This is a genomic window from Streptomyces sp. NPDC002669, assembly GCF_042889165.1.
Taxonomy (GTDB): Bacteria; Actinomycetota; Actinomycetes; order Streptomycetales; family Streptomycetaceae; genus Streptomyces.
In genome coordinates this window covers 134,461-152,085 of record NZ_JBIAQQ010000011.1, presented here as the reverse complement: position 1 = coordinate 152,085, position 17,625 = coordinate 134,461, and the positions used below count along the sequence as shown (strand labels likewise).

Here is a 17,625-nt window from a genome sequence, read left to right as displayed (position 1 = left end):
AACATGGCCTCCGACCACGAAGCCCAGCCCCCTGCCCGGCCCTCCGCCCAGGTCCTCGTCGCGTCCAACCGCGGCCCGGTGTCGTACGCCCTGGGCGAGGACGGGGCGCTCGACGCGAGACGGGGCGGCGGGGGCCTGGTCTCCGGGCTGAGCGCCGTCGAGGACAAGCTGTGGGTGTGCGCCGCGCTCGGCGACGGGGACCGCGAGGCGGTCCGGCGCGGGGTCGGCGAGCCGGGCGTGCGGATGCTCGACATCGACGCGGACGTCCACGCGGACGCGTACAACGGCGTCGCGAACTCGGTGCTCTGGTTCGTCCACCACATGCTGTACCAGACCCCGCTGGAGCCGGTCTTCGACGCGGAGTTCCGGCGGCAGTGGGCCTCGTTCGAGACCTACAACCGGGCCTTCGCCGAGGCGCTCGCCGAGGAGGCCGGGCGGGGCGCGGCGGTGCTGGTGCAGGACTACCACCTGGCGCTGGTGCCCGGCATGCTCCGCGCGCTCCGCCCCGACCTGCGGATCGGGCACTTCTCGCACACCCCGTGGGCGCCCGTCGACTACTTCCGGCTGCTGCCCGACGACATCGCCGAGCAGTTGCTGCGCGGCATCCTGGGCGCGGACCGGGCGGCCTTCCTGACCCGGCGCTGGGCCGACGCGTTCGCCGACTGCTGCACCCGGATCGTGGGCGGCACCGGCCGGACCGAGATCGGGGTGCACGGCCTCGGCGCGGACGCGGACTTCCTGCGCCGCCGCGCGCACGAGGCGGACGTGGACGAGCGGATGGCGGCACTGCGCGAGCAGACGGGCCCCGGCCGGAGGACGATCGTACGGGTGGACCGGACGGAGCTCTCCAAGAACATCGTGCGCGGCCTGCTCGCCTACCGGGCACTCCTCGACGACCGCCCCGAGTGGCGGGAGCGGGTGGTCCACGTGGCGTTCGCGTACCCCTCCCGGCAGGACCTCGCGGTGTACCGGGACTACACGGACGAGGTACGGCGGGTCGCCGAGGAGATCAACGCCGTGTACGGCACGGCGGGCTGGACGCCGGTGGTGCTGCACGTCAAGGACGACTTCGCCCGCTCGCTCGCCGCGTACCGGCTGGCCGACGTGGCGCTCGTCAACCCGATCCGCGACGGCATGAACCTGGTCGCCAAGGAGATCCCGGTGGTCTCCGACCACGGCTGCGCGCTGGTGCTGTCGCGGGAGGCGGGGGCGTACGAGGAGCTGGGCGGCGACGCGGTGGTGGTGAACCCGTACGACGTCTCCGCGACGGCGGCGGCGCTGCACGAGGCGCTGACGATGGCGGAGGACGAGCGGGCCGCGCGCACGGAGCGGCTGGCCGCGGCGGCGGTCGCGCTGCCGCCGCAGCAGTGGTTCCTGGAGCAGCTGGACGCGTTGCGGCAGGGCTGAGGCCCCGCCGCAACGCGGTGCCGTTCGTGGGGTCCCGGCCGGTTCAGACGTGTGCGGCCAGGGCCGCCAGGAAGCCGACGACCGCGGCCGGGCCGGCCAGGCGCAGGTCGGCCAGGGCCGCCAGTTCCGGCACCTCCGCGCCGCCGCTGCACACCAGCAGTCCCGGGACGCCGTCGGGGCCCGCGGTACGGAGCTTCTCCACCGCGGCGTACGCCGCGAGGTCGCCGAGGTCGTCGCCCGCGTACAGGACGGACCCGGCGTCCGTCTCCCGTACGTACCGGGCGAGCGCGACGCCCTTGTCCACGCCCGGCGGGCGCAGCTCCAGGACGAGCTTGCCGGGCTCCACGACGAGTCCGTGCCGGGCGGCCAGCTCGCCCAGGGGGGCGCGCAGGGCCTCGAACGCGGCCTGCGGGTCGGAGGCGCGGCGGGTGTGGACGGCGATCGCCCGCCCCTTCTCCTCGGTCCAGGTGCCGTGCCAGGAGCCGGCCCGGTCCAGCACGCCGGGGAGTTCGGCGCGGGCCGCGGCGAGGCCGGGGTGCGGGGGCGGGGCGTGGACGGTGCCGGTGACGGCGTCCCAGCGTTCGGCGCCGTAGTGGCCGAGGACGACGAGGTGGTCGAGGCCCGGGACCCCGGCGAAGCCGCCGTGCCGGACCGCGACCCCGGCCGGGCGGCCGGTGATCACGGCGACGGAGGCCACCTTCGGGGCGAGCGCGGCCAGTGCGGGGACGGCGCCGGGGTGGGCGCGGGCCTGTTCCGGGTCGGGGACGATGTCGGCGAGGGTGCCGTCGAAGTCGAGCGCGACAACGGCGCGCTCGGGGCGCGCGAGAATCGCGGCGAGAGCCTCCCGGCCCGGTGCGGTGGTGGGGGTCGGGAGCTCGGACGGGATCTCGCTCGGCGCGGACGCGGGTGCGCGTTCTTCCGGGTTGCTGCCCATGGGCCGAGCTTATAAGAGGGCCCGGTAGTAGGTGGCGCGGATGAAGGAGCGGGGCTGGGGTGCGTGCATCGCAAGGCGGAGGATTGAAGCAGATGGGGTCTCCCCTGCTCAAGCGAAGCCGAGAGCTCGGGGAAGGAGCCATGGTGATCGACGACAACGCCGCGGGACCTACTGCCGGGCCCTCCGAGCCGGGGCCCGGGGCCGAACCCGTTGCGGCGTTCCGGGGGCGCCGCCCTCCGGGGGCGTGCCTCAGCGGCGGTCCCGTCGCGCGTCGCGCACCCGGCGCAGGCGGTTGACCGTCACCGGGTCCTCCGCCAGGGCGCGGCGGTCGTCGAGGAGCGCGTTCAGCAGCTGGTAGTAGCGCGTGGGCGAGATGCCGAGCTGCTCGCGGATGGCCCGCTCCTTCGCGCCGGGGCCCGCCCACGACTGCCGTTCGACGGCGAGCACGGCGCGGTCCCTGTCGGAGAGTCCGTCCGGGTCGTCGGGGCCGTGCGTGGGGGCGGTCATATCAGCCAACATAACGCCCGTCCGGCGGACCGCCACCTGCCGAGGGCGGGGCCCCGGGGCCCCGCCCGCCGGGTGACGCCCTACTTCCCGTGCTCCGCCTCGGCCGCGTCGCGCGCGATCCGCCCCAGCGTGCTCCCGGGGCTGCCGCCCGGTTCGACCGCCCCGCCGATGTTCTCCTTGATCGACTCGCTGGTCCGGGCCCAGGAGGTCTTGCCGTACGGGTAGAACTCCGATTCCGGCAGCGCGGCCAGGAACTTCCACAGCGGCTTGTACGCGGGGTCGGACTCCATGGCCGCCGAGGCGCTGTCGGTGGTCGGGAGCAGGTCGTAGGCGTCGGCGAAGTCGATGACGTTCTTGTCGGTGAACAGGTAGTCGAAGAACTTGCCCAGTTCCGCGCGGTGGCCGTTCTGCTTGAAGCCCATGATCCAGTCGGCCACGCCCAGCGAGCCCTTGGCGGGGCCGTCGGCGCCGGGCATCGGCACCATGCCGACGGACACGCCCTTGCGCTCGGCCTCCTGCATCAGCGTCGGGTGACCGTTCAGCATGCCGACCTCGCCGTCGGTGAACGCGGCGAACGCCTTCGCCCGGTCGAGTTTCCCGGGAGCGACGGGGCCGACGAGTCCCCGGCCGACCAGATTCGTTTTCAGCCATTCGAGAGTCTCGGCGTTCTCGGCCGAGTCGATGTCGTACGAGCCGCTGTCGTCGAGGTAGCCGCCCTTCCCGCCGAGCAGCCACATCATGGTCTCGGCCTGGGCCTCCTCCTGGCCGAGCGGCAGGGCGAACGGGTAGGCCACCCCGCGCTGCCCGAGCAGCGTCGCGTCGGTGCGGATGTCGTCCCAGGTCCGCGGGGCGTCGAGGCCCGCCTGCGCGAAGAGCTTCTTGTTGTAGAAGAGCAGCCGGGTGCTGGCGACGAACGGCAGTCCGTACTGGGTGCGGTCCACGCTGCCCGCCTCGGCCAGCCGCGGCAGGAAGTTGGCCTGGGCCCGGATGGAGAGCATCTCGTCGGCCCGGTAGAGCTTGCCGGCCCTGGCGTAGTCGGCGTACGAGGCGATCTGGGCGATGTCGGGGGCCTGCCCCTTCTTCACCAGTTCGGCGACCTCGCGGTCGATGCCCTTCCAGGGGCGGACGCTGACGTCGACCCTGATGCCGGGGTGGGTCTCCTCGAAGCCCTTCACGATCCTGTTCCAGTACTTCTCGGAACTGTTGGCGGGGCCGGTGCCGTAGTCGGCCGCGACGAGCCTGAGGGTGACGTCCCCCGAGCCGCTGCCGCCGCCCCCGCCCCCGCAGCCCGCCAGTGTCGTCATGCCCAGCGCGGTCACGACCGCGGTCAGTATCCGGTAGCGCAACCGCACAGCCCAGACCGTCCTCATCCATAAGCATCGTCCGCGTCGGCCACGCCGCCGGGGGTCCCTGAATGAGCTGCGATCCTGCCCCAGGAGTTCGCCGAAGGTCTACACCAAAGTCGGTATCGCTTTCGCAACGTACGGGACAGGTGTGCCGGGCGCCCCGCCGGGGCATTGCTCTCGAACTGGGCCTACTGCTAAGTAGGTTCGGGTGCGGACCCCTTCTCCCGGTACGGGCACGGGCTCGCACCCGTACTCCCGCCCCGCCCGCACCGTCCCGCCCCCGCCGCAAGGAGCCGTTCCGCATGTCGCGTACCGCAGCAGAAATCGCCACCCAGCCCGACTGCTGGCGGCGCGCCGCGAAGGCGGGGGCGGTGTTCGACGGGCTGCCGAGGCCGGGCGAGCGCGTCGCGGTCACCGGCTGCGGCACCTCCTGGTTCATGGCCATCGCCTACGCGGCACTGCGCGAGGCGGCCGGGCAGGGCGAGACGGACGCGTACCCCTCCTCGGAGTTCCCGGTCGGGCGGCCGTACGACCGGGTGGTGGCGATCACCCGCTCCGGCACGACGACCGAGGTGCTGGAACTGCTGGGCGAACTGCGCGGCAGGGTCGCCACGGTCGCGCTGACCGCCGATCCGGGCACCCCGGTCATGGACGCCGCCGACGCGGTGGCCGTACTGGACTGGGCGGACGAGGATTCAGTGGTCCAGACCCGGTTCGCCACCACCGCGCTGGCCTTTCTGCGGGCCGGCCTGGAGGCGTCGGGTCCGCTTCCGGCCGGGGTGAAGACGGTGGCCGACGCCGCGGTGGACGCGGAACTGGCGGTGACCGAGCCGCTGGACGAGGCGGTGGTCTCGGCCGAGCAGTGGACGTTCCTGGGGCGCGGCTGGACGTACGGGCTGGCGCAGGAGGCCGGGCTGAAGATGCGCGAGGCGGCCGGCGTCTGGACGGAGTCGTACCCGGCGATGGAGTACCGCCACGGCCCGATCTCGATCACCGGGCCGCACCGGGTGGCCTGGGTGTTCGGCCGGCTGCCGGAGGGGCTCGCCGGTGACGTGGCCCGGGTGGGCGGCACGCTGGTCGCGCACCCCTCGGCCGATCCGATGGCGGACCTGATCCGGGCGCAGCGGCTGGCGGTGGAGCTGGCGGAGTCGAAGGGGTACGACCCGGACCGCCCGCGCAACCTCACGCGCAGCGTGATCCTTTCGCCCTGACCCGTCCCGGGGCGCCCGGACCGTACCGGGACGTACTCACACGTACCGACGCGTACTGGAGCGTACCGACGTGCACCGGGGCGTCCCGACACGTCCTGAAGCGGCGCCCCAAGAGGTCGCAATGGTGTGGTCGTGATTTTGTATGGACGCGCAACAAACCGGGATAGTGGACTAGACCTTTTTGATTCCTCGGGCGAGACTGTTTCCCGTGAAACACGTCATCGCCCTCGATGTGGGCGGCACCGGAATGAAGGCCGCACTGGTCGGGGCCGACGGCACCCTGCTGCACGAGGCGCGGCGGGCGACGGACCGGAAGCGCGGCGCCGAGGCCGTCGTGGAATCGATCCTCTCCTTCGCCGCGGACCTGCGGGCGTACGGCGAGGAGCACTTCGGCGAGAGCGCCGTCGCGGCCGGGGTCGCCGTGCCCGGCATCGTCGACGCCGACAACGGGATCGCGGTCTACGCCGCGAACCTGGGCTGGCGCGACGTGCCCATGCGGCAGTTGCTCGGCCGGCGGCTCGGCGGTCTGCCCGTCGCGCTCGGCCACGACGTGCGCACCGGCGGGCTCGCCGAGGGCCGGATCGGCGCGGGCAGGGACGCCGACCGCTTCCTCTTCGTACCGCTGGGCACCGGCATCGCCGGGGCCATCGGCATCGCGGGCACGATCGAGGCGGGCGCGCACGGGTACGCGGGCGAGATCGGGCACATCGTGGTCCGGCCGGACGGGCCGGACTGCGGCTGCGGACAGCGCGGTTGCCTGGAGACCCTGGCCTCCGCCGCCGCCGTCAGCCGCGCCTGGGCCGCCGCGTCCGGCGATCCGGAGGCGGACGCGGCGGACTGCGCGAAGGCCGTCGAGTCCGGCGACCCCGCGGCCGAGGAGGTCTGGCGCGACGCGGTCGACGCACTCGCCGCCGGGCTGGTCACCGCGCTGACGCTGCTCGACCCGAGCACGCTCATCATCGGTGGCGGCCTCGCCGAGGCCGGGGAAACCTTGTTCACACCACTCCGTGCGGCCGTCGAGGAACGGGTCACGTTCCAGAAGCTGCCCCACATCGTCCCGGCGGCCCTCGGGGACACCGCCGGATGCCTGGGCGCAGGGCTGCTCGCCTGGGATCTTCTCTCCACGGAGGTATCCGCCTGATGGCCGCACGCGCAGACAGCACGGTTCTCGCAGGTGCCCGGGTGGTGCTTCCCACCGGGACCGTCGAGGACGGCCGGGTGATCGTCGAAGGCACCCGGATCGCGGGCAGCGCGGCACCGGACGCCCCCACCCTCGACCTGAGCGGCCACTGGGTGGTTCCCGGCTTCGTCGACATGCACAACCACGGCGGTGGCGGCGCGTCCTTCACCTCCGGCACCGTGGACGAGGTCCTCACCGGCATCCGCACCCACCGCGAGCACGGCACCACCACCCTGGTCGCCTCCACGGTCACCGGCGAGATGGACTTCCTCGCCCACCGGGCCGGCGTCCTGTCCGAGCTGGTCGAGCAGGGCGACCTGGCCGGCATCCACTTCGAGGGGCCGTTCATCTCGCCGTGCCGCAAGGGCGCGCACAGCGAGGACCTGCTGCGCCACCCGGACCCGGCCGAGGTCCGCAAGCTGATGGACGCGGCCCGCGGCACCGCGAAGATGTTCACCCTCGCCACCGAACTCCCGGGCGGCATCGACTCGGTGCGGCTGCTCGCCGAGCACGGCGTGATCGCGGCCATCGGCCACACCGACGCCACGTACGAGCAGACCGTCGAGGCGATCGACGCGGGCGCCACCGTCGCCACGCACCTGTTCAACGCCATGCCGCCGCTCGCCCACCGCGACCCCGGCCCGATCGCCGCCCTCCTGGAGGACGAGCGGGTCACCGTCGAGCTGATCAACGACGGCACGCACCTGCACCCCGCCGCCCTGGAACTGGCCTACCACCACGCGGGCGCGCACCGCGTCGCGCTGATCACCGACGCGATGGACGCGGCCGGCTTCGGCGACGGCCGGTACCAGCTCGGCCCGCTCGCGGTCGAGGTCAAGGACGGCGTCGCACGGCTGGTCGAGGGCAACTCGATCGCGGGCTCCACGCTCACCCTGGACACCGCGTTCCACCGGGCCGTGACCATCGACCGGATCCCGGTCGGCGACGTCGTGGAGTCCATCTCCGCCAACCCGGCGCGGCTGCTCGGCGTGTACGACCGGGTCGGCTCGCTGGAGCCGGGCAAGGACGCCGACCTGGTGGTCCTGGACGCGGACTTCGCGCTCCGGGGCGTCATGCGCAAGGGCGAGTGGATCGTCGAGCCCCGGCTCGGCTGACGGATCCGGCGGGCCGCCGCCGGGACACGCGACGCACGGCCCGGGGCATGTGACGGACGGCCCCGGGGTACGTGACGCACGGCCCCGGGGGTACGTAACGAAGAGACGGCGGTTGGTCCGGGGGTCTGGGCCGACCGTCACCTCTTTGGCATGATCGCCTGGGAAACAGCCAGTAAGCGCATACCATCCACGGTTTCGCGCTCGGACAGGGATCGGGGGAGCGGCCGCGGTGATCCTGACGGTCACGCTGAATACGGCACTCGACCTGACGTACGACGTCCCCAAGCTCGTCCCGCACACCAGTCACCGCGTCGGCGACATCTCCGAGCGCCCCGGCGGCAAGGGGCTCAACGTGGCCCGGGTGCTGTCCGCCCTCGGCCACGAGACCACGGTCACCGGTTTCGCCGGGGGCTCCACCGGGGCCGTGCTGCGCGAACTGCTGGCCGGGCACTCGCCCGACGGGTCCGGCACCCCGGCCCCCGGGACCGCACCCGCGCCGATCACCGACGCCCTCGTCACCGTCGCCGGGAACACCCGTCGCACGATCGCCGTCGTCGACCGGACCACCGGCGACACCACCCAGCTCAACGAACCCGGCCCGCTCGTCACCGCCGACGAGTGGACCGCCTTCCTCGGCCGGTACGAGGAGCTCCTCGCCGGGGCCGACGCCGTCGCGCTCTGCGGCAGCCTGCCGCCCGGCATCCACGTCGGCGCCTACGCCGAACTGGTCCGCCCGGCCCGCGCCGCCGGCGTCCCCGTGCTCCTGGACACCAGCGGCGAACCGCTGCGCCGCGGCATCGCCGCCCGCCCCGACCTGATCAAGCCGAACGCCGACGAGCTGGCCCAGCTCACCGGCTCCCGCGATCCGCTGCGCGCCACCCGCGACGCCCGCCGCCGGGGCGCGCACGGGGTCATCGCCTCGCTGGGTCCGGACGGCGTGCTGGCGGTCACCCCCGACGGGACCTGGCAGGCGAAGCCGCCCGCCAAGGTCCTGGGCAATCCGACCGGCGCGGGCGACTCCGCAGTGGCCGGGCTGCTGTCCGGCCTCGTCGAGGGGCTGGGCTGGCCGGACCGGCTGCGGCGGGCGGTGGCACTGTCGACGGCGACCGTGCTCGCCCCGACAGCCGGTGACTTCGACCGCGCGGCGTACGAGGAGCTGCTGCCGCGCGTCGTCGTCGAGGAACACGCACCGGCGGCCTGACAGGGCCGCGCCCGTCCCGGACCCACCGCCCGCGCGGGGGCCCGAAGAAGCACCAAGAGGTCAGCATGCCGCTCGTCAGCACCGGTGAACTCGTCTCCGCCGCCCAGGCCGGGGGACGCGGGATCGCCGCCTTCAACGTCATCACGCTGGAGCACTCCGAGGCCATCGCGGCCGGCGCGGAACGCGCCGGGGCGCCCGCCGTCCTGCAGATCTCCGAGAACGCCGTGAAGTTCCACGGCGGCCGGCTCTCCGCCATAGCCGCCGCGGCCGCCGCCGTCGCCCGCACCTCCGACGCCCCGCTCGCGCTCCACCTCGACCACGTCGAGTCCGTGGACCTGCTGCACCGGGCGCACGACGAGGGCTTCGGCTCCGTCATGTTCGACGCGTCCAAGCTGTCGTACGAGGAGAACGTGCGCGCCACGGCCGCCGCGGTGGCCTGGGGCCACGAGCACGGCATCTGGATCGAGGCCGAACTCGGCAAGGTCGGCGGCAAGGAGGGCGAGGCCCCGCTCGACGCCCACGCCCCCGGCGTCCGGACCGACCCGGACGAGGCCGCCGCGTACGTCCGCGACACCGGCGTGGACGCGCTGGCCGTCGCGGTCGGCTCCTCCCACGCCATGACCGAACGCACCGCCGCCCTGGACCACGAACTGATCGGCCGACTCCGCGACGCGGTCCCGGTCCCCCTGGTGCTCCACGGCTCCAGCGGCGTCCCGGACGAGGAGATCCGCCGGGCCGTCGCCTCCTCCGGCATGGTCAAGATCAACGTCGGCACGGCCCTGAACACCGCCTTCACCGGCGCGGTCCGCGCCTACCTCGCCGAGGACACCACCGGCGTCGACCCGCGCAAGTACATCGCCCCGGGCCGCGAGGCAATGGCCACGACGGTGGCGAACTTCCTGGCCCTGATGGGCTGAGCGCGGCACGCGGCACGTCGCGCGCGCCGAACACGAAGGGAACCATCCACCTGACCAGGGCACTCCCGGGCCGGGAAAACCCGTGATGGATCACGCCAATGGGCCAAGAACGGTTTCAGGCCGACGCTCTTGTCGCACCTTTACTCAAAAGGCGGGATCCGCGAAAGATCTACCCGGATTCCCCCCGCGAGGAAGTCATCGGATGAGGGAACCTCACATGGGCGTGCTCGGGAAAAGCCTGACAACCGTGACTGTGGCCGGGGTGTTGCTGAGCGGCACCTTCATCACCCCGGCCACGGCGGCTGATCCCCGTACCTGCCCCAAAGGGCACTTCTGCGGGTGGTCGGGAACGAACAGGACCGGAACCAGGACCGTCTACTCCCAGGAACCCGGCTGCTACCCCCTCAAAACCGCCCGGTCCGTCTCGAACCAGACGTCCTATCGCATCGTGCTCTGGCACATCAGCACCGGCTGCGGCCAAGGCACCGAGCTGCTCACCCTGAAGCCGGGCACCTACTCGGACGACACCGGTTCCACCGCCACGGGGGTTGAGGTCTGGCGCAATTAGCCTCGCCGCCTCCGCACCTCTCAGGACACGGCCCTCCCTCGGCTTCAGGGTTCGGACCCCAGGAGGGGCCGCAGGGCGTCCGCCCTCGACGGGCTAGCCCTTCGGCCCCTTCGCGGGGGTGACTTGCAGCCAGTCCAGGATCACGTCGCACTGATTGCCGTCCTGGCACGAGATGCTGACCTCGTTCTCACCCTTGATCAGGTCGATCGGCGCCCAGGTGGTCTGCCAGTTCTTTTCCCAGTCCGAGTCGGACGAGTGGATGAAGTTCTTGAGGCCGATGGGCTGCGAATTCGGCTTCCCGTTCACCGTCAGCGTTGCGTTGGCGTCCTTGGCGGGGATCGCGTAGCGCACCGTCAAGCGGTACCGGCCTTCCTTCTCCATCGCCGCGTTCCACGTCACGGACGCCCCGACCTGGTTGAAGCCCGTGACGTACGAGCCGTTCGGGCCTTCCGCGCCCTTGATCGACTGGCTGACCACCGCCGCGCCGCCGAGCTTCAGCGTCGCCGCGTCCTGCTTCGGCAGCTCGACCGGCGCCTCGGAGCTGGCGGACTGCTTCGGCTTCGGGGACTCCTCGACCTCCGTGCCGGTGCCCGCGGAGGAGGTCGCCTCGTCCTTCTTCTTGTCCTTGTCGTCGTCGCCGCCGAGCAGCGCGGCGCCGATGCCGATGAGCACGACCAGGACCACCGCGACCGCGCCGATCAGCAGGCCCTTGGTGTTCGGACCGCCCTTGCCGGAGGGGCCGCCGGCACGACCGTGGGCGGCCTGCTGCGGGGCGGTGGCGGCTCCGGGGTAGGTCTCCGGGGCGGCGTACTGCGCGTTCGGCCGGCCGTACGCCTGCTGCTGCGGGACCTGCTGCTGGCCGTACTGGCGCTCGCCGACGGTGCGCACCTGGTTGTACGAGGTACGGGGCACGCCCGGCTGCGGGGCCGCCGGGCCCGGGTAGCCGTAGCCGCCCTGGCGTGGCGGCTGGGCACCCGCCGCCTGTCCGTCCTCGTACAGGTAGCCGAACGGATCGTCGTCCTCGGGCTTGTTTTCGCCGTTGTTCCCGGCCGTCATCCCTGGGTCACTCCTCACCATCTCGCCAGCCGTCGCCGAATGCTGCCAGCCGTGGCCGACCGGCCGAGCCTACCCCGAACGGACCACACCAAGAATTGTCGCCGCAGGTCCCTGAAGCGCTCCGGAGCCCGGGAACCACGTGGTCATGAACGTCAGCCGGCCCTGCGGTGAACCTTCGCCCGGGACCGCTTCTCGATGTACATCCGCTGGTCGGCGGAGCGCAGCACCTCTTCCGCCGTCATCCCGCAGGCGGCCCAGCCGATGCCGAAGCTGGCCCCGACGCGCACCGCCCGGCCGTCGACCCGGATGGGCGGAATGATGGCGTTGCGCAGGCGTACGGCCAGGTCTGCGGCATCCGCGGCGCCGAGGCCGTCGGCGAGGACGACGAACTCGTCGCCCCCGAGCCGGGCGACGGTGTCGCCGTCGCGGACGCAGGCGGCCAGCCGCCGGGCGACCTCGATCAGCACCGCGTCACCGGTGTGGTGGCCGAAACGGTCGTTGATCGACTTGAAGCCGTCCAGGTCGCAGAAGAGGACCGCGAGTCCCTTCGTGCCGTCGTCCTTGCCCTCCTCGGGCGCGACGGCGTGCACATGGTGGTCGTACGGGCCGCCGGGTGCCGGGTCCACCTCGTAGCCGTGCGCCCGGGACTCCGGGTCGTCGTGGTCGCCGTAGGCCGCGTCCAGCGCCCCGACCGGGGAGGTGGCGGCCTCGTGCGGGCGGTCGCAGAGCCGGGCGCCCAGCCGGGAGCGCAGTTCGGCGCTGTTGGGCAGGCCGGTGAGCGCGTCGTGCGAGGCCCGGTGCGCGAGGTGCAGCTCGTGCCGCTTGCGCTCCTCTATGTCCTCGACGTGGGTGAGCAGGAAGCGGGGGCCGTCGGCGGTGTCGGCGACGACGGAGTTGCGCAGCGAGACCCAGAGGTAGGAGCCGTCGCGCCGGCCGAGCCGCAGCTCGGTCCGGCCGCCCTCGGCGGAGGTCCGCAGCAGGGTGCCGATGTCCTCGGGGTGGACGAGGTCGGCGAAGGAGTAGCGGCGCAGGACGGAGGCGGGGCGGCCGAGCAGCCGGCACAGGGCGTCGTTGGTGCGCAGCAGCCGGCCGTGCTGGTCGCCGCCCAGCTCGGCGATGGCCATGCCGCTGGGGGCGTACTCGAACGCCTGCCGGAAGGACTCCTCGCTGGCCCGCAGCGCCTGCTGTTCCCGCTCCAGCCGGACCAGCGCCCGCTGCATGTTTGCTCTCAGCTTGGCGTTGCTGATCGCAATGGCCGCCTGCGACGCGTACATCTGGAGGGCCTCCCGGCCCCAGGCGCCGGGTCGGCGGCCGTTGCGGGGGCGGTCCACGGAGATGACGCCGAGGAGGTCGAACCTGCCGCCGGACGCGTACATCGGGGCGTAGAGGCGGTCCTGGGGGTGCCACTCGTCCTCGAAGCGGGGATCGGGCCCGTCGGTGTGCCACTGCGGCACGTCGTCGTCGAGGAGGACCCAGCCGTCGGTGTGCGGTATGAACCGCAGCTCGTCCCACGCCTGACCCATCGCCAGCCTGCGCTCCCAGGAGGCGCGGGAACCGACCCGGCCGGTGATCAGCGCTTCCGCGGCGCTGTTGCCCGCGAAGGCGGCGACCACGAGATCGCCGTCGGGGCGGACCATGTTCACGCAGGCCAGCTCGTAACCGAGGCCGCCGACGATTCCGTCGGCCACGGTCTGCAGCGTGTCGGCCAGGCTCCGCGCCGTGTTGAGATCGGCGACGGCCTGGTGCAGCTGCCGCATCGTCGCAAGACGGACATACGGCTCCGACTCGGCCTCCATTGCTCGCACTCCCCGAGACCTCGACAGCACTCCAGGTTTCATATCGACGTACTTACTGCAGTGTCACCACAACTGAATCACAGTGAGCTGTGCAGTCGGTACACAGGGTCAACTAATATTGCACTCTGTGACTCAAGTCACAACAGATCGTAAAGGGGCGCGAGGGGCCCCGGGGCCGTCCCGTCCTTTTCTTGAACGCAAATCCGGGCGTTGCAGTGCCGGGACCCAGCCCCGGATCCGGCCCCGGACCCGGGCCCGTTCCCGGGTCCGTTGCCATGCCGGCCGCCCGACGGGGCCGGGGACCTAGGACCCGGCTGGTCCCCTGGCCCGATGTGGCACGGTGCGGCGCGCGGCTAGCGTTCCGGATGTGTTGCAGACGAAGCCCCCCGCCCCGCGTACCCCGTCCGTCCCCCATGCTGAGGGGGTGAGCAACGATGAGTTCCGGGCCGCGCTCTCCCGCCTGGCGGCCGGAGTGGTGCTGGTCACCGCCCAGGAACCGCCGCTGGACGAGCACGGCCGCGGCGAGGACGTCGGCATGACGGCGACCGCCTTCATGTCGGTGTCGCTGGACCCGCCCCTGGTGATGGTCAGCCTGCGCAACGACTCCCGGATGGACGACCTGCTGGCGGAGCAGCCGCTGTGGGCGGTCTCCGTGCTCGCCGAGGACCAGCGGCAGGTGGCCGGCCGGTTCGCGATGAAGGGCCGGATCAGCGACCGGCTGCTGTTCCAGGACCTGCCCGGCACGCGGGGGGAGTTCACCGGCGCACCGCTGATCGGCGGCGCGCTGGCCACGCTGGAGTGCCGCACCGAGCAGCGGGTGCTGGCGGGCGATCACACACTGGTCATCGGCCGGGTGCTGAGCACGGGCCTGCCGCGCGAGGGCGGAGAGCCACTGATGTACTTCCGGGGGAACTACCGGCAGCTGGGCTGAGCGGGACCGCCGGGCGCCATGGGCGCGGGCGGGGCGTCACGGGGGTGGTGACCTCACCGTACGAATGAGGCGTGCGCGGTGCGTGGGGACGGGCGTGGGGGCGTCGTCACCAGTCGCGGCCGGAGCGGCCGCGCTTCGTCTCGCCGCGCTGCTTCTTCTCGCGCAGCCGCCGCTCGTTGATCCCCCGCGGGATCCTGGTCTTGCGGCGCGGCCTGGGGGGCGGCGCCGTCGCCTCGGCCAGCAGCGAGGCGAGCCGGACGAGGGCCGTCTCGCGGTTGCGCCACTGGGAGCGGTGCTCGGAGGCCCGTACGGAGATCACCCCGCCCACGAGCCGGCTCTCCAGGCGCTGGAGGGCCCGCTCCTTCCACACCTCGGGGAGCGCCTCGGTCGCCGCGAGGTCGAAGCGCAGCTCCACCTGGGAATCGCTGGTGTTGACGTGCTGCCCGCCGGGCCCGGAGGACCGCGAGAAACGCCACATGAGCTCGGCCTCCGGCAGGGAGACCGAGCCGCGGATGACATAGGGCCCGGACATGACACCCATGTTCCCCGGCCCGCGGGGTGTCCGTCACCTTCTTTACGCCGCACTTCCGTCGCACCGCACCGGACGCCGCACTTCCGTCACGCCGCGCCGGTCGCCGGACACGGGGCGCCGCCGGGTGGCCGGGGCCGACCGGAGGTACTTCGGTAAAGAAAGCAAAGGGAGCAGGAACCTCACGGTCCCCCGCTCGCGTTATGACCTGTGACGGTAGCTTCGTGATGACATGAAGCCCGCACTCGACGATGAAAGGGACTTCCCATGGCTGTAAGCCTGTCCAAGGGCGGCAACGTCTCCCTCACCAAGGAGGCCCCGGGCCTGACCGCCGTCACGGTCGGCCTCGGCTGGGACGTCCGTACCACCACCGGCACCGACTTCGACCTCGACGCCTCGGCGATCGCGGTCAACCCGGCGGGCAAGGTCGTCTCCGACGGCCACTTCGTCTTCTTCAACAACAAGTCGACGCCGGACCAGACCATCGTCCACACCGGTGACAACGTCACGGGCCAGGGCGAGGGCGACGACGAGCAGATCAACGTCAACCTGGCGGGCCTGCCGGCCGACGTCGACAAGATCGTCTTCCCTGTCTCCATCTACGACGCCGAGAACCGCAGCCAGAACTTCGGCCAGGTGCGCAACGCGTTCATCCGCATCATCAACCAGGCCGGCGGCGCGGAGATCGCCCGTTACGACCTGAGCGAGGACGCCGCCACCGAGACCGCCATGGTCTTCGGCGAGCTCTACCGCAACGGTGCGGAGTGGAAGTTCCGCGCCGTGGGCCAGGGCTACGCCTCGGGCCTGCGCGGCATCGCCCAGGACTTCGGCGTCAACATCTGAGCCGACCCCCGACACGGGGTTCCCGGCGCCCGGTGCCAGACGCGGGTGATCCGGCCCCCGGGCACGGAACGGAAAAACCCCCGGCCGTCACGGCCGGGGGTTTTTCGTGCCCGCGAACCGGACCGACCCTTTTTCCCGGACGCGCTCCCCCATTCCCCGCGCCGCTCCTCCCGCTTTCCCCGGCCTCCCCCTTTCCGCCGCTTTTCTTCGCACGGACCCCACGACCTTCGCACCGGCCCCACGACCGGAGCCCCCGTCTCCCTCGTCCCAGGTCGTCGGCCCGGCCGCCGGTTCCGGCACGCCCGTCATGCCCCGCGATGTCCGCCGTGTCCAACTCCCCTGTCGAATAACGAACAGAGGCGTATTCCATTCGGACAAGAGGTGGTCAAAAAAATGTGAGGTATTTGTCAGCACTCCGTCAATCTTGGTCTTTCGGTGGCACGCTCTCCGCTCGTAACCCCCCACGGGAACGAGCAACGGAGAACGTATGACCCCCCACATGAACACCCGTCGCGCCGCTGCCCTGGCCGCCGTGGCCGCGATGGTCGTCGTCGGCGTCCAGACCGGTTCGGCCAACGCCTCGCCGGACAACGGAACTGACGGTCCCTCCGCCACTCGCAGCGTCGTCCCCTTCGGCGCGAACAAGGCATCGCAGCGCACCGCCGCCATCAAGTCCGCCCAGTCCGAGGTCGCTTCGGCCGCCGAGTCCCTCGGGCTCGGCGGCAAGGAGAAGCTGATCGTCCGTGACGTGATCAAGGACGCCGACGGCACCGTCCACACCCGCTACGAGCGCACCTACGCCGGGCTGCCGGTCCTCGGCGGCGACCTCGTCACCCACACCGCCGCCGGCGGGAAGCTCAAGGGCGTCACCAAGGCCACCGAGGCGCGGATAGCCGTGCCGTCCACGACGGCGAAGATCAAGACCGCGGCCGCCGCGCGCAAGGTGATCTGGGCGAGCGGCGGCAAGCCCGTCCTCGCCCTCGAAACGGTGAAGAAGGGCGTGCAGAAGGACGGCACGCCGAGCAGGATGCACATCATCACCGACGCGAACACCGGCAAGGAGCTCCGGAGGTTCGAGGCGATCGAGACCGGCGTCGGCCACAGCCAGTACAGCGGCGACGTCGACCTCACGACCACCGAGAGCGGCTCCGGCTTCGAGCTGACCGACGGCGAGCGCGGCGGCCACAAGACGTACGACCTGAACCAGGGCGAGAGCGGCACCGGCGACCTCGTCACGGACGACGACGACACCTGGGGCGACGGCACCGGCGGCGACCGCCAGACCGCCGCCGTGGACGCCGCCTACGGCGCCGCGAAGACCTGGGACTTCTACAAGTCGGCGTTCGGCCGCGAGGGCATCGCCGGTGACGGCAAGGCCGCGTACTCGCGGGTCCACTACGGCGACGCGTACGTCAACGCGTTCTGGGACGACAGCTGCTTCTGCATGACGTACGGCGACGGCGCCGACAACAAGAGCGCGCTGACCGCCATCGATGTCGCGGGCCACGAGATGAGCCACGGCCTGACCGCGTCCACCGCCAACCTCGACTACTTCGGCGAGTCCGGCGGCCTGAACGAGGCGACCAGCGACATCCTCGGCACCTCGGTGGAGTTCTCCGCCGACAACAGCACGGACGTCGGCGACTACCTCATCGGCGAGAAGATCGACATCAACGGCGACGGCACCCCGCTGCGCTACATGGACAAGCCCAGCAAGGACGGCGGCTCGGCCGACTACTGGGACAGCAGCGTCGGCGACCTCGACGTGCACTACTCCTCCGGTGTCGCCAACCACTTCTTCTACCTGCTGTCCGAGGGCAGCGGCGCGAAGACCATCAACGGGGTCGACTACGACTCCCCGACCTCCGACGGCTCGACCGTCACCGGCATCGGCCGGGACAAGGCCGTCCAGATCTGGTACAAGGCCCTCGCCGAGTACATGACGTCCTCCACCGACTACGCGGGCGCCCGTGAGGCGACCGAGAAGGCGGCGACCGACCTGTACGGGGCGGACAGCGCCGAGCTCACGGCCGTCCAGGCCGCCTGGAGCGGCGTCAACGTGAAGTAGCCCGGCCGCGGGGCAG

Annotated in this window: 16 protein-coding genes; 10 read left to right on the top strand and 6 right to left on the bottom strand. The window is 72.1% G+C overall.

Annotation, left to right across the window (positions count from 1 at the left end):
• Positions 1-3: 3 nt before the first annotated feature.
• Positions 4-1,407 (top strand): trehalose-6-phosphate synthase, encoded by a 1,404-nt coding sequence (locus tag ACFYW1_RS18815; protein ID WP_388993788.1) that lies wholly within the window; start codon positions 4-6, stop codon positions 1,405-1,407.
• 43 nt (positions 1,408-1,450) lie between these two features.
• Here ACFYW1_RS18815 and otsB read toward each other — a convergent pair whose 3' ends face one another.
• The 3 genes from otsB to ACFYW1_RS18800 all read right to left on the bottom strand — a co-directional run bounded on the left by otsB (position 1,451) and on the right by ACFYW1_RS18800 (position 4,218).
• A complete protein-coding gene (gene otsB / locus ACFYW1_RS18810) occupies positions 1,451-2,341 on the bottom strand; it encodes a trehalose-phosphatase (RefSeq protein ID WP_388993785.1) in 891 nt (296 codons plus the stop codon).
• A gap of 249 nt (positions 2,342-2,590) precedes the next feature.
• Positions 2,591-2,848, bottom strand: coding sequence for a DUF3263 domain-containing protein (locus ACFYW1_RS18805; protein WP_356930560.1), 258 nt, complete (start codon positions 2,846-2,848; stop codon positions 2,591-2,593).
• Between the two features lie 80 nt (positions 2,849-2,928).
• On the bottom strand, positions 2,929-4,218 hold the full coding sequence (locus tag ACFYW1_RS18800; protein WP_388993781.1) for an extracellular solute-binding protein: 1,290 nt from the start codon (positions 4,216-4,218) through the stop codon (positions 2,929-2,931).
• Positions 4,219-4,496: 278 nt separating this feature from the next.
• Here ACFYW1_RS18800 and ACFYW1_RS18795 point away from each other — a divergent pair, with 278 nt between their 5' ends.
• The 6 genes from ACFYW1_RS18795 (at position 4,497) to ACFYW1_RS18770 (ending at position 10,386) form a co-directional block, all read left to right on the top strand.
• A complete protein-coding gene (locus ACFYW1_RS18795) occupies positions 4,497-5,405 on the top strand; it encodes an SIS domain-containing protein (RefSeq protein WP_388993778.1) in 909 nt (302 codons plus the stop codon).
• Positions 5,406-5,613: 208 nt separating this feature from the next.
• The gene (locus tag ACFYW1_RS18790; protein WP_388993775.1) at positions 5,614-6,546 is read left to right on the top strand and encodes an ROK family protein; all 933 of its coding nucleotides are present in this window, start codon (positions 5,614-5,616) and stop codon (positions 6,544-6,546) included.
• Positions 6,546-7,700: an N-acetylglucosamine-6-phosphate deacetylase gene (gene nagA / locus ACFYW1_RS18785; RefSeq protein WP_388993772.1), complete on the top strand. Its 1,155-nt coding sequence runs from the start codon at positions 6,546-6,548 to the stop codon at positions 7,698-7,700. Before ACFYW1_RS18790 ends, nagA begins: the two co-directional genes overlap by 1 nt.
• A 229-nt stretch (positions 7,701-7,929) precedes the next feature.
• Positions 7,930-8,901, top strand: a complete 972-nt coding sequence (locus ACFYW1_RS18780; protein WP_388993769.1) for a 1-phosphofructokinase family hexose kinase — start codon at positions 7,930-7,932, stop codon at positions 8,899-8,901.
• Between the two features lie 65 nt (positions 8,902-8,966).
• Positions 8,967-9,818: a ketose-bisphosphate aldolase gene (locus ACFYW1_RS18775; RefSeq protein WP_388993766.1), complete on the top strand. Its 852-nt coding sequence runs from the start codon at positions 8,967-8,969 to the stop codon at positions 9,816-9,818.
• Between the two features lie 202 nt (positions 9,819-10,020).
• Complete coding sequence (locus tag ACFYW1_RS18770) at positions 10,021-10,386, top strand: peptidase inhibitor family I36 protein (RefSeq protein ID WP_388993763.1); 366 nt, start codon at positions 10,021-10,023, stop codon at positions 10,384-10,386.
• A gap of 93 nt (positions 10,387-10,479) precedes the next feature.
• Here ACFYW1_RS18770 and ACFYW1_RS18765 read toward each other — a convergent pair whose 3' ends face one another.
• Complete coding sequence (locus tag ACFYW1_RS18765; protein WP_388993760.1) at positions 10,480-11,442, bottom strand: CBM35 domain-containing protein; 963 nt, start codon at positions 11,440-11,442, stop codon at positions 10,480-10,482.
• Positions 11,443-11,594: 152 nt separating this feature from the next.
• Entirely contained in the window at positions 11,595-13,238 is a 1,644-nt protein-coding gene (gene cdgB, locus ACFYW1_RS18760; RefSeq protein ID WP_388993757.1) for a diguanylate cyclase CdgB, read from the bottom strand.
• A gap of 424 nt (positions 13,239-13,662) precedes the next feature.
• On the opposite strand from cdgB, the gene ACFYW1_RS18755 reads away from it, so the two are divergent.
• Complete coding sequence (locus ACFYW1_RS18755; RefSeq protein WP_388993754.1) at positions 13,663-14,169, top strand: flavin reductase family protein; 507 nt, start codon at positions 13,663-13,665, stop codon at positions 14,167-14,169.
• 106 nt (positions 14,170-14,275) lie between these two features.
• Here the strand turns inward: ACFYW1_RS18755 and arfB are convergent, their stop codons facing one another.
• Positions 14,276-14,710 carry an alternative ribosome rescue aminoacyl-tRNA hydrolase ArfB gene (gene arfB / locus ACFYW1_RS18750; RefSeq protein WP_388993751.1) on the bottom strand — a complete coding sequence of 145 codons (435 nt, stop codon included), beginning with the start codon at positions 14,708-14,710 and terminating at the stop codon, positions 14,276-14,278.
• Positions 14,711-14,965: 255 nt separating this feature from the next.
• On the opposite strand from arfB, the gene ACFYW1_RS18745 reads away from it, so the two are divergent.
• Complete coding sequence (locus ACFYW1_RS18745; RefSeq protein WP_388993748.1) at positions 14,966-15,541, top strand: TerD family protein; 576 nt, start codon at positions 14,966-14,968, stop codon at positions 15,539-15,541.
• Positions 15,542-16,028: 487 nt separating this feature from the next.
• Positions 16,029-17,609 (top strand): M4 family metallopeptidase, encoded by a 1,581-nt coding sequence (locus tag ACFYW1_RS18740; protein WP_388993745.1) that lies wholly within the window; start codon positions 16,029-16,031, stop codon positions 17,607-17,609.
• Positions 17,610-17,625: the final 16 nt, after the last annotated feature.

Bases quoted from the DNA above. Each gene is read 5' to 3' on its own strand.
- ACFYW1_RS18815 (WP_388993788.1), top strand. From the start codon at position 4: ATGGCCTCCGACCACGAAGCCCAGCCCCCTGCCCGGCCCTCCGCCCAG.
- otsB (WP_388993785.1), bottom strand. From the start codon at position 2,341: ATGGGCAGCAACCCGGAAGAACGCGCACCCGCGTCCGCGCCGAGCGAG.
- ACFYW1_RS18805 (WP_356930560.1), bottom strand. From the start codon at position 2,848: ATGACCGCCCCCACGCACGGCCCCGACGACCCGGACGGACTCTCCGAC.
- ACFYW1_RS18800 (WP_388993781.1), bottom strand. From the start codon at position 4,218: ATGAGGACGGTCTGGGCTGTGCGGTTGCGCTACCGGATACTGACCGCG.
- ACFYW1_RS18795 (WP_388993778.1), top strand. From the start codon at position 4,497: ATGTCGCGTACCGCAGCAGAAATCGCCACCCAGCCCGACTGCTGGCGG.
- nagA (WP_388993772.1), top strand. From the start codon at position 6,546: ATGGCCGCACGCGCAGACAGCACGGTTCTCGCAGGTGCCCGGGTGGTG.
- ACFYW1_RS18775 (WP_388993766.1), top strand. From the start codon at position 8,967: ATGCCGCTCGTCAGCACCGGTGAACTCGTCTCCGCCGCCCAGGCCGGG.
- ACFYW1_RS18770 (WP_388993763.1), top strand. From the start codon at position 10,021: ATGAGGGAACCTCACATGGGCGTGCTCGGGAAAAGCCTGACAACCGTG.
- ACFYW1_RS18765 (WP_388993760.1), bottom strand. From the start codon at position 11,442: ATGACGGCCGGGAACAACGGCGAAAACAAGCCCGAGGACGACGATCCG.
- cdgB (WP_388993757.1), bottom strand. From the start codon at position 13,238: ATGGAGGCCGAGTCGGAGCCGTATGTCCGTCTTGCGACGATGCGGCAG.
- arfB (WP_388993751.1), bottom strand. From the start codon at position 14,710: ATGGGTGTCATGTCCGGGCCCTATGTCATCCGCGGCTCGGTCTCCCTG.
- ACFYW1_RS18745 (WP_388993748.1), top strand. From the start codon at position 14,966: ATGGCTGTAAGCCTGTCCAAGGGCGGCAACGTCTCCCTCACCAAGGAG.
- ACFYW1_RS18740 (WP_388993745.1), top strand. From the start codon at position 16,029: ATGACCCCCCACATGAACACCCGTCGCGCCGCTGCCCTGGCCGCCGTG.